Annotated in this window: 10 protein-coding genes; 4 read left to right on the forward strand and 6 right to left on the reverse strand. The window is 50.4% G+C overall.

Features of this window, described 5'->3' with window-relative positions; genetic code table 11:
* Positions 1 to 205 precede the first annotated feature (205 nt).
* Genes JRI46_10895 through JRI46_10910 form a run of 4 tightly spaced genes read left to right on the forward strand, consistent with a single transcriptional unit; the run spans position 206 to position 5551 of the window.
* Positions 206 to 1432, forward strand: a complete 1227-nt coding sequence (locus JRI46_10895; protein MBW2040075.1) for an aspartate kinase — start codon at positions 206 to 208, stop codon at positions 1430 to 1432.
* On the forward strand, positions 1429 to 3009 hold the full coding sequence (locus JRI46_10900; protein ID MBW2040076.1) for a citramalate synthase: 1581 nt from the start codon (positions 1429 to 1431) through the stop codon (positions 3007 to 3009). The genes JRI46_10895 and JRI46_10900 overlap by 4 nt, the downstream gene beginning before the upstream one ends.
* Before the next feature lie 10 nt (positions 3010 to 3019).
* Positions 3020 to 4684, forward strand: coding sequence for a dihydroxy-acid dehydratase (gene ilvD / locus JRI46_10905; protein ID MBW2040077.1), 1665 nt, complete (start codon positions 3020 to 3022; stop codon positions 4682 to 4684).
* Complete coding sequence (locus tag JRI46_10910) at positions 4685 to 5551, forward strand: DUF89 family protein (GenBank protein MBW2040078.1); 867 nt, start codon at positions 4685 to 4687, stop codon at positions 5549 to 5551.
* 96 nt (positions 5552 to 5647) lie between these two features.
* On the opposite strand, the gene JRI46_10915 is transcribed toward JRI46_10910, so the two are convergent.
* From JRI46_10915 to JRI46_10940, 6 genes are all read right to left on the reverse strand, one after another.
* On the reverse strand, positions 5648 to 6034 hold the full coding sequence (locus tag JRI46_10915) for a hypothetical protein (GenBank protein MBW2040079.1): 387 nt from the start codon (positions 6032 to 6034) through the stop codon (positions 5648 to 5650).
* Positions 6035 to 6066: 32 nt separating this feature from the next.
* Complete coding sequence (locus tag JRI46_10920; protein ID MBW2040080.1) at positions 6067 to 9153, reverse strand: type IV pilin biogenesis protein; 3087 nt, start codon at positions 9151 to 9153, stop codon at positions 6067 to 6069.
* A 24-nt stretch (positions 9154 to 9177) separates the two neighbouring features.
* Positions 9178 to 9615: a pilus assembly PilX N-terminal domain-containing protein gene (locus JRI46_10925; GenBank protein MBW2040081.1), complete on the reverse strand. Its 438-nt coding sequence runs from the start codon at positions 9613 to 9615 to the stop codon at positions 9178 to 9180.
* 15 nt (positions 9616 to 9630) lie between these two features.
* Entirely contained in the window at positions 9631 to 10404 is a 774-nt protein-coding gene (locus JRI46_10930) for a prepilin-type N-terminal cleavage/methylation domain-containing protein (protein MBW2040082.1), read from the reverse strand.
* Positions 10405 to 10420: 16 nt separating this feature from the next.
* Complete coding sequence (gene pilV, locus JRI46_10935; GenBank protein ID MBW2040083.1) at positions 10421 to 10801, reverse strand: type IV pilus modification protein PilV; 381 nt, start codon at positions 10799 to 10801, stop codon at positions 10421 to 10423.
* A gap of 25 nt (positions 10802 to 10826) precedes the next feature.
* Positions 10827 to 10992 (reverse strand): hypothetical protein (locus JRI46_10940; protein ID MBW2040084.1); only part of this gene is annotated, 166 nt, incomplete at its 5' end.

The raw sequence follows: 10992 nt of genomic DNA on the forward strand, positions 1-10992 counted from the left end.
AGCTCCCTTCGGTCTGAGCGTTCGACTGAGCTCACGCCGAAGTCTCAGGGTCGAAGACAGCCGAGCGGTTCTAGTGTATTTCACTCGATCACTGGACCCCTTGGCCCCTGGAACCCTAGGAGACGAATCTTGTACCCTTTTTAGCAACTTTTTGGGAGAATAACTACTTTTTATATCAGGTTGAAATAGGAGATTATATCAAAAGATGGCCTTAATAGTACAAAAATATGGGGGTACATCGGTGGCCAGCGTGGAGAGGATCAGAAGCGTCTCCCAGAGGGTGATCAAGACCAAGGAAAGGGGAGACGACGTAGTCGTTGTGGTTTCAGCCATGGCTGGAGAGACCGATAGACTCCTCAAGTTGGCCAAGGAGGTGGCCTCGGAGCCTGATGAGAGGGAGTTGGATGTGGTCCTCGCCACAGGAGAGCAGGTCTCCTCAGCCCTCCTCTCTATTGTCCTTACCTCGATGGGATATAAGGCCAAGTCATATCTCGGACACCAGATAAAGATCAGTACGGACAGCGTCCACGGGAGGGCCAGGATCACCAGTGTGGATGCCGACAAGATCTTTTCTGATCTCCGGGAAGGGTTGATAGTAGTTGTGGCTGGGTTTCAGGGGGAGGACGAAGAGGGGAATATCACCACCCTGGGCAGAGGGGGATCAGACACCACCGCTGTAGCCATCGCTGCCGCCCTTAAGGCAGATCTTTGCGAGATATGTACTGATGTGGATGGCGTCTATACCACCAATCCAAACATATGCGATCAGGCGAGAAAGATCAGCCGTATAAGTTATGATGAGATGTTGGAGATGGCCAGCCTGGGGGCCAAGGTGCTGCAGATCAGGTCAGTGGAATTCGCCAAGAAATACGGGGTACCTATCCATGTGCGGTCATCTTTTAGTGAAAATGAAGGAACCATAGTCTGTGAGGAGGATATTGAAATGGAAAGGGCACTGGTATCAGGGCTAACCTATGACATGGGTCAGGCCAGGGTTGAGATTACCAAGGTCCCTGATCGGCCGGGGATCGCCGCCAAATTCTTCGACGCCATCAGTGCGGCGGACATCGTGGTGGACATGATCATCCAGACCTCCAGCCTGGAGGAAGGATATGCCAATATAGCCTTCACCATCTCCACGGCAGATTTTCCCAAGGCCCTCAAGATAGCTAAATCCCTAGCCAAGAGAATGGGGGCAAAAGAGGTCATCGCTGAGGAGGAAGTGGCCAAGGTGTCCATGGTCGGTGTGGGTATGAGGAGCCATTCTGGGGTGGCCTCCAAGATGTTCGGGGCCTTGGCCAAGGAGGGGATCAACATCAAGATGATCAGCACCTCCGAGATCAAGATCTCCTGTATCATAGATGCCAAATATACGGAGTTGGCCGTGAGGTCGCTCCACGAGGCCTTTGAGTTGGGCAAGGGGAGCGGATAATGGAGGTAAAAATCTACGATACCACCTTGAGGGATGGAACCCAAGGAGAGGATATATCCTTCTCCGCGGAAGATAAACTCAGGATTACCCAGAAGCTTGACGAGCTGGGGATCCACTACATAGAGGGGGGATGGCCCGGTTCGAATCCCAAGGATGTTCACTATTTTCGTGAGGTGGGTAAGATCCCCCTTACCTCAGCGAAGGTAGTGGCCTTTGGAAGCACATCTCGTAAGGGGGTCCCACCGGAAAAAGACGCCAATATCCGCTCCCTCCTGGAGGCAAAGACAGAGGTGATAACCATCTTCGGCAAGTCATGGGACATCCACCCCCTGACTGCTATGGATATCTCTTTGGAGGAGAATTTGGATTTAATCTACCAATCCATCACCTTTCTCAAAGGGCATGTTCCCGAGGTCATCTACGACGCCGAGCATTTTTTTGATGGCTTTAAAGGAAATAAAGAGTATGCCCTGGCGACCATCAAGGCCGCCGAGACGGCAGGGGCGGACTGCATCGTGCTTTGCGATACCAATGGCGGGACCTTGCCCTTTGAGCTAGAGGAGATCATCAGGGAGGTGAAGAGTTCGATCAAGACCCCATTGGGGATTCATGTCCACAATGACTCCGGTTTGGCAGTGGCCAACACCATCCTGGCCGTAAAGGAAGGGGTCGTCCAGGTCCAAGGGACCATCAATGGTTATGGGGAGAGGTGTGGAAATGCGGACCTCTGCCCCGTAATTTCCAATCTAAAGTTAAAGATGGGGGCAGAATGCCTCTCCGATGAGCGACTACGCAAGCTCAAAGAGGTCTCCAGGTTTGTAAGCGAACTCGCCAACTTGCCCCACAACAAACATCAGCCCTATGTGGGGGATAGCGCCTTCGCCCACAAAGGGGGGATGCACGTGAGCGCCATTCGCAAAAGCCCTCTTACCTACGAACACGTCAGGCCGGAGTTGGTGGGGAACAAACAAAGGGTCCTCATCTCGGATCTCTCCGGCGAGAGCAGTGTCCTGGCCAAGGCAAAGGAGTTCAACATAAAGCTGCAAAAAGGTGATAGAACGACCAAGAATATCTTGGTGGCATTAAAGGAGCTGGAGAACCGAGGTTATCAGTTCGAGGGGGCTGAGGGGTCCTTTGAACTCCTCATCAAGAAGGCCTTAGGGTTTCATAAGAAGTTCTTTGACCTGTTGGGCTTTCGGGTGATCGTAGAGAAGAGAGGTGACGAATCTCCCCCAATTTCCGAGGCCACTATTATGGTGAAGGTGGGAGACAGGGTGGAACATACGGCTGCTCTGGGGAACGGACCGGTAAATGCCCTGGACAACGCCATCAGGAAGGCCTTGGAGAATTTCTACCCTGAGCTCAAGGAGGTGAAGCTCATCGATTATAAGGTTAGGGTCCTCTCTGACCAAGAGGGTACAGGGGCCAGCACCAGGGTGCTGATAGAGTCCTGGGACGGAAAGGCCAACTGGGGTACGGTAGGGGTCTCGGAGAACATCATTCAGGCCAGCTGGCAGGCCTTGGTGGATAGCATCGATTATAAACTACTCAAGGAAGAAGAAAAGGGGATCAGATGAGGAGGATGATATGCGTTCGGACGCCATGAAAAAGGGTCTAGAAAGGGCCCCACACCGATCCCTCTTCAAGGCTATGGGTTATACCGATAGTGAGTTGGAACGGCCGCTGATCGGTGTGGCCAACTCGGCAAATGAGGTTATTCCTGGTCACATCCACCTGCATGAGATCGGTAAGGCCGTCAAGAAAGGAATACGGATGGCCGGCGGGACCCCCATGGAGTTTAACACCATCGGGATCTGTGATGGAATCGCCATGGGTCATGGGGGGATGAAGTACTCCTTGGGTTCCCGAGAACTCATTGCCGATTCGGTGGAGGTTATGGCCAGGGCGTACCCCTTTGACGGATTGGTCTTGGTCGCCGACTGTGACAAGATCGTTCCGGGAATGATGATGGCCATGGCGCGGCTGAACATCCCTGCTATTGTAGTGAGTGGTGGACCAATGCTCGCAGGCTGGTATCATGGCAAAGAGGTAGACCTCATCACGGTCTTTGAAGCGGTGGGAAGGGTGGCAACAGGTGAGATGTCCCTAGAGGAGCTTTCGGAAATAGAGTCTGTTGCCTGCCCTGGACCAGGTTCTTGCGCTGGGATGTTCACGGCCAATTCCATGAATTGTTGCTCCGAGGCCTTGGGGATTGCCCTGCCTGGCAACGGAACCATACCGGCAATAGACAATGCGCGATTGCGCCTTGCGCAGGAGGCCGGACAGAAGGTGATGGAGCTTGTCGACAAGGGGATACGGCCTCGTGACCTCCTGACCCAAGAGGCCTTTGCCAATGCCATAGCGGTCGATATGGCCTTTGGTGGTTCCACGAACACTGCGCTGCACCTGCCAGCCATCGCCCATGAGGTGGGTCTGAAGATAGACCTGGATATCTTCAACCAGATCAGCCAAAAGACCCCCCATCTGTGTAACCTCTCACCAGGGGGACCCCACCATGTCCAGGACCTCCATCGGGCCGGAGGGATCCCTGCACTCATGAAGGAATTGTCGAGAGGAGGGTTACTCAATACAGAGCTTTTAACCGTTACCGGAAAAACAGTAGGGGAGAATATAGTATCGTCTTCTATCAATAACTCAGAGGTGATAAGGCCCTTGGACAATCCCTATCACGCCACTGGGGGGCTTGTTTTCCTCTTCGGTAATTTGGCGCCGGATGGCGGGGTGGTCAAGGCCTCGGCTGTCGCCCCGGAGATGCTTAGACATCAAGGACCCGCCAGGGTCTTTGAATCTGAAGAGGACGCCTTAAGGGCCATCCTAGCCAAGGAGATCGTCAAAGGAGAGGTGATCGTCATCCGCTATGAAGGGCCCAAAGGGGGGCCAGGGATGAGGGAGATGCTTGCCCCTACCTCAGCGATCGCTGGCATCGGGATGGACAAGGAGGTATCCCTGATAACCGATGGCAGGTTCTCTGGTGGAACCAGAGGAGCCGCCATAGGGCATATCTCCCCCGAGGCTGCTGAAGGGGGAACCATCGCCGTGGTACGGGATGGGGATATCATCGAGATCGACATCCCAGCAAAAAGGTTGCAGCTTCACCTAACAGAGGAGGAGATAAAACAACGGCTCAAAGACTGGAGAAGCCCTGAACCAAAGATAAAATCCGGATATATGTACAGGTATGCACAGATGGTCAGCTCAGCTAGTACCGGGGCGGTCTTTCGCGAAAGATAGATGAAAGCATACCCAGATTGTATCCCCTGCCTTCTGAAGTTCACCACTGATACGGCCAAAAAGGCCACCTCAAACACAGACCTCCTGCAGGAGATCTCCCTGGAAGGCCTGCGCATTATCCTCGAGCATGGTTTTGCGGCTATGCCCCCCCAGATTGCCCAGGCCATTAATAGGATGATCAAAGAGAAAACAGGGGTTAATGACCCCTACCGAAAGGATAGGCAGGATCACAATCACCTGGCCATGCGCCTATATCCGTCTTTAAAGGGTGAGATTAGGAACGCCCCTGACCCCTTAAGGGCGGCCCTCAGGGCGGCTGCTGCAGGCAACAGGATAGACTCCGTCTGTCTCGATGAAGGTGTGGATGTAAGGGGGGCCATCCAAAGGAGCCTAACCGAAGATTTTGGCATCGACCATCATGAAGAGATCAAGGAGGCCCTCAGGACTGCCTCAACCCTCCTCTTTGTAGGGGATAATGCAGGGGAGATCGTCTTCGACAAGGTCCTAATAGAGGAGATCCAACGTCACCACCCCCAACTAACGGTTACTTATGTTGTAAAGGGTGGCCCTATCATCAATGATGCCACCATGGATGACGCCCGAGAGGTTGGTATGGAAGATGTGGCCGAGGTCATCGCCAATGGGGATGACGCCCCAGGTACTATCTTAGACCAATGTTGCACCGAGATGAGAGAACTCTTCCAGAAGGCCAATGTGGTAATGGTCAAAGGACAGGGAAATTTTGAGACCCTGGAAGAGGAAAAAAGGGATAGAGTATTCTTCCTCCTGCAGGTCAAATGCCCGGTGATCGCCCAGCATATCGGGACCCAAGTAGGTGATCTCGCCCTTTATTGCAAACCTTCTTAAAAAAGGAAGAGGGAGAGGCCACTGACGTTCACCCCTCCCTCTAGGGGGGTGAGAAAGGAGGGAAAAGACTAGCCCCGCCTGGAAAGGCGGGGAGTTTCACTCCACAATAGGCTGTATCTTTTTAGCTTTAACAATCATTATCTTTCGGTTATCTACTTTTTCCAACACCTTGGTCCCCACTACAACAATACTCATTCCGACTTGTAGATCATCAAGGCCTACCCTTCTCTTTTTAAAACCAATTATTGTTTTGTCTGTAACTAAAACAAAGATCCTCTTTTCCCTTAACTCTGTGATCGGTGTTTTCTCCACAACCAGTCCTCTTTGATCGGTTAGTTTTTCGATAATACGAGCCTTAAATTTGAATACAACTCCCTCTTTATTGATATCTCTAAACCCAAAGATAGATATCATAAGGATTGATGAAAGTACAATTAGTAAATAAATCTTAATTGGTTTGCCTATCTTAGGATATAAACGCATAAAATCCTCCTCAAAATAGTCTTGTTATATGATCAAAACAGCTCACGCCATGAATAGGGATTAAAACTTTTAGCTGGAGATGGGAGATCTATTTTTACAATATACTCACCTGTTCCCACATAGCCCCTAATCTTCCCAGTCTCTGTTATGGTAATCACCACTTCTGTGGGGATGCCATATCCTATCGATTTGGATCGATCTGATTTCTTTAAAACCGCCTCTCCTTCTAGATCATTCGTGGTGTCCAGATTCATCACTGCCTCGGCAGTGAGATAATCTACGACATAGACACGGGCGGCGCCCCCATAGGAACAGGGATCTAAATCAGGGATAAAGGTCGTAAAAATAGCCATGCCATAGATGACAGTGGGAGAGGCCAAGACCTTTTCTCCTTGTTCTTCCAGTGTTATATACCAGCCATCCTGAAGGGTCAGATTGTTTAATGTGGCCTCTGCTTCAGGGCTGCCAGGGTCTTCCTGAAGCACATTGCTGGTTACATCGACAAGATCGGATTCTGTCAGCGGTGAAGTGAAGACATCATTGGTCTTATTCCTGTCCTTTACCGCATAAAATCTATTTACCACCGCGGTCTCCATAGGGTCTGTCCTGTCTCCCGTACCGAAGTAAAGATATTCATATCCCATCTCCAATACCAGATCGAAGGGATAAAAAATCTTTCTCTCTATTGAGCTTGTATTTGCTTTAAACAGAAGGCGTGGGGTCCAGTTGTTGATATTTCCATCCTCGATCCTTGTATCATCGGCATCTGTTCTATGAAGACCAAACCTCCACACCTGACCGCCGAGATCACCTACATATACCCGATTGATGTAGCCATCAAAGGTCGTGTCAACCGCCAGGACAGTACTGGGGATGCTATAGAGCAGATCTGGATGATCCGAGACTGTAAAACTTTTGAACAATTCGCCAGTAGAAACTCTTATCAGATAAAAGGCCCTGCCCTTTGTATTATCGTAGCTGAACCCACCTCCGATAAATGCCACCACCTTATCGGCAGATCCAACTTTCACCTTCCCGATCTGAGGCTCAGACCAGGTCTGGCCCATCTCCGATATTACCGTTGTCGGAGCAGGGATCCCATAGGTGCCTGAGGTGTCTGTACTATCGATCCTCCATAAGAATTGGGGTAAATCCGGGTCGCTGACATCCAGGGCAGTATAACTGGTCCCGCCCCTGCGCTCACCAAATATGATGATCACCTGATCATTATCCGCTACCTCGATAATGCCGTCCCTGTCATTGTCCAAGATATAGGCCTTGGGGGAGGAGTCGACAAAATACTGGTGACCAGTACCCTCGATTATATCCTTCAGCTTGGGCAAAAGATCAGGGGGAATGAAGGCCCATTTCTCCGAACCATCAGAGTCGTCAATGGCGTGCAACATCCCATCATTGGCGCCAAAGTATATTACCTTCTCCGTATCTGAATAGTCTATTATCAGGGGCCTTGAGTGGAGGATATCTCCTAAGATATCGTCTCTCTTCTCGGAATATATCCCATCCTCATCTTCATCATAAGAATCCCATCCCCTGATATAACTTATAAGATCATCACGGGCTGAGGTACTAGGGTCGGCACCCTCCTGCTTAGCCGGATTGTCCAACATTGTTGCGGTGATACTGGAATTGGAACCAACAAATAGATTGGAAGCATCATTGAGTTGGACAGAGGTCCCAACATAGGTATAGATATTTCTCGAACTCAAGTCTGAGCCCTTGAGCACATTGTGCACATCCCAATAGGGATTGGGGGACCTATTGGGGTTAATCAGATCCTCGTTCAGCCTGCCTTCGCTATCGGTAACCGGGGTCTCACCATCATTAGCCAAAAGCCCCCCATCGCTACCGATCCCCACTTTTATCAGGTAACCTGGCCAAAAATTCTTATCTGATTTAGGGGTGAAGAGGGATATATACATCTTATCCCCGCTCGTAGTCCTCTGTATGGGCACCACTGGAGCGGTGAAGGTCTGGGTCTTCTCTATGATGCTCGTTAAGGTCTTAATTAATGCCTTCGAGAGTTCATCGGCATTGGAGGCAGTATAGTATTCCCCGCCTCCGTTTTTAGCGGTATCATTCAGCAGTTCGTGATCAACTACAAAACCTATTGTATAGACAGTAATGTTTTGTACACCCTCTACATCCCCCCTCAGGTCTTCCTCCTGGTAGAGATATCCTGCCACATCATCGAGATAATCTGAGCCACCATTGACATAAATATCATTTGGATCAGGATCAGCCCCATCACTGTCGTAGTCCCGGGAGACACCATTCGCATCCATAAAGCCTTCTATATGATCATAATCTCCATTATTGTTGGCACTAAGACTATTTCCCTCGCCTTCCGGTCTTCCATCGGTCATAATGATGACGAAGTTCCTCCGACACCAGTAGGTTTGATTAAGCGGTGAGGCATAGCTTCCAAAGCTCCCCCTGAAGTATTGGGCGGCATTGATCAGCCGGTTGGCAAGAGGGGTACCACCGTTGGCCTGCATATTGTCTATCTGGTTCTTCAAGGTCTGGATCCCGGCGGCGTCACGGTCCTCAATGATTGCACCCCCATACGTTGAGGATAACACAGTGGTGTCGTTATGGTATTCCTGGAAAGTTGTTCCCCAGTCATTGATGTCCTTCGCACCATTGAGGACCATGATCCCAAATCGGACATGATCTGCGGTCTGGTCTATCACATCCTTTACTGCTGCCTTGGCCACAGATAATCTCATCGATTGGTCACTAAAGTCATAGTTCAGTCTGTTGCCCCTTCTTATATAAGAATTATTGTCATCGATGCCGTCGGAATTTGTATCGGTAAATGTGCCGCTATATGGCACCCAGTCCCAATTCAAACAAAATATCCACCACCACTGCGTACACTCTCTTCGATATATGGTGTCTGTTTCGTATGAACCGCTATAAGTCGTAGAATCATCATAGGGAATACCCCACTCCATGCTCCCCGAATTGTCAAAGATAATCAAGACATTGGGCTTAACCCCCTCGGCAATATTGTATATATCTGTATCATCTGCATAAGAGATGCAGGGGATGGTTATGGTAAGCAAAAATAATGAAATGAATAGTATTGTCTTTTTCATGTCGCCCCCTGTCATCTCCTGCCCCTAAAAACCTATCCTATAGCCCCCCTCCTCAACACTGGATCTGGCAATATTACCTGAATCCGTTCCTATGGAATTGACCCGATAATAGTGCGCCCTAAATCCTTTCACCCCACATCCACTTCCTACAGGGGGTGGTGTACTACCCAGATAGGTCACCGTTCCTGAAAACTGGATATCTGTATCTTCTGGATTACTAAAGTTCCAGGTGTCATTTGTCCAATCTATGGTTCCAAAAGGGTTGACAGCCCGTACATAATCTAATCCACCGTCAGCGGCGTTGAAGGCCACATCGTAGAACTTCTTCTGCCCCGAGATCTTGGACTCGATGGTGGATGATGCCATGGCATAGATCCCGATGATAGAGAGGATCAACAGCATGACGATGGAGATGATCATCACGGTGCCCTTTTCATCTTCTATAATTCCGAATAGCCTCATCTTCTCACCCCTCTTTTAGATCCCGATGTTTCTAATATTTATGATGGCCTCATACCCCCTGCGCTTGGTGCTACCCTCACAGTCCTGAAAAGAGCTTGTCAGGGTGACCTTGAGCAACTCATTATCGCCGTTATAGGGGTAATCCACCTGGAGATCCTCGATATAGTTGGCCGCGTCGTCCCACAGGTCTTCAGGATCAGAACCCGGGGGAGTCTGGGTGCTCTGCACCCGCTCCAGGGTATGCCTGCTACTGTCCACCTGATAGGTAATTGTCTTGACTAGAAAGGCCCCCGCCCCGAAGTCCGCTAAATAGGAGGGGGGACTGCCATTCAGGGTAAGGTTATTTCCTGTTACAGTGGTGATCGTATATACTGTGCGCAAGGTCTCAAAGGCGATATACTTTTTCTTGTCTGTATCAAAGCTATCCCCTCCATCGGCTAGGGTGACCTGTGTGCCGCTCACACTTTGGACAGTGGAGACCTGCTCAGCGGCATAGACCACAGTTATCTGATCCGGTTGCCCAGTATTGTTCACCACCGTAATTGCCTGGGTAAAACCCTCTACATTGAACCCGCTGTTGCCCACGCCGAAGCCCGCCATCCTGAGTTCCCTCAACATCATTGTCATGGCTGCCCGGGCGTTCTGCTGCATATCCATCACCCCGGTCTGGGTGGCATATGTCCTCTGCTGCCCGATAAAGACAGAGTAGGTAGCCCCCACCATGAGGGCGGAGATCACCAAGGCCACCATTAGCTCGATCAAGGTAAAGCCTTTACTCTTTCTCTTCATTACCTTCCCTTTTGCCTTAGAGCCGGGATATAATGGTGGAAAGGATGACAGATCGATTCGCCTGGGTGCCTTCCCAACTGACAGCTATAACCACGGTCTTCGCATCCACCTCCGGGGTATCGTCCTGCACAGTCCACTGCCTGGTATAACTAACCCCATTGATCTGGTCAGAATAGGTATCGTTGCCGTTAGCGATGGAATCGAAGTTGGCCTTCCGCAACTCCTCCAGCTTATTCTGGGCTAGGGTCGAAGCTACAGTCATCTGTTGCCCGAATGAGTTCCCCTTGACAGCCATGATCTGCATGCTGGCCAGGCCCAGCAGGCCAACGGAAAGAATGATCAAGGTGATCAGTACCTCCAAGAGGGTGAAGCCCTTGGTGTCTTTTAATCTACGCATAATATACCTCCCTTTCATCATATTCTCACCATCCTTTGCTCGTTCTCACACCACCCGTGGAAGAAGTGATGACCACCCGAAAGCGGTCGTTTCTCGCATTTTTTAAATAGATGATGCTGGTCGTGCTGCCTCCAAAACCAGTGACCGAACCATCGGGTCGAAAGATGCGGTTTATCACCCCCGTGTTGGCC

Source organism: Deltaproteobacteria bacterium (assembly GCA_019308925.1).
GTDB lineage: Bacteria > Desulfobacterota > B13-G15 > B13-G15 > RBG-16-54-18 > JAFDHG01.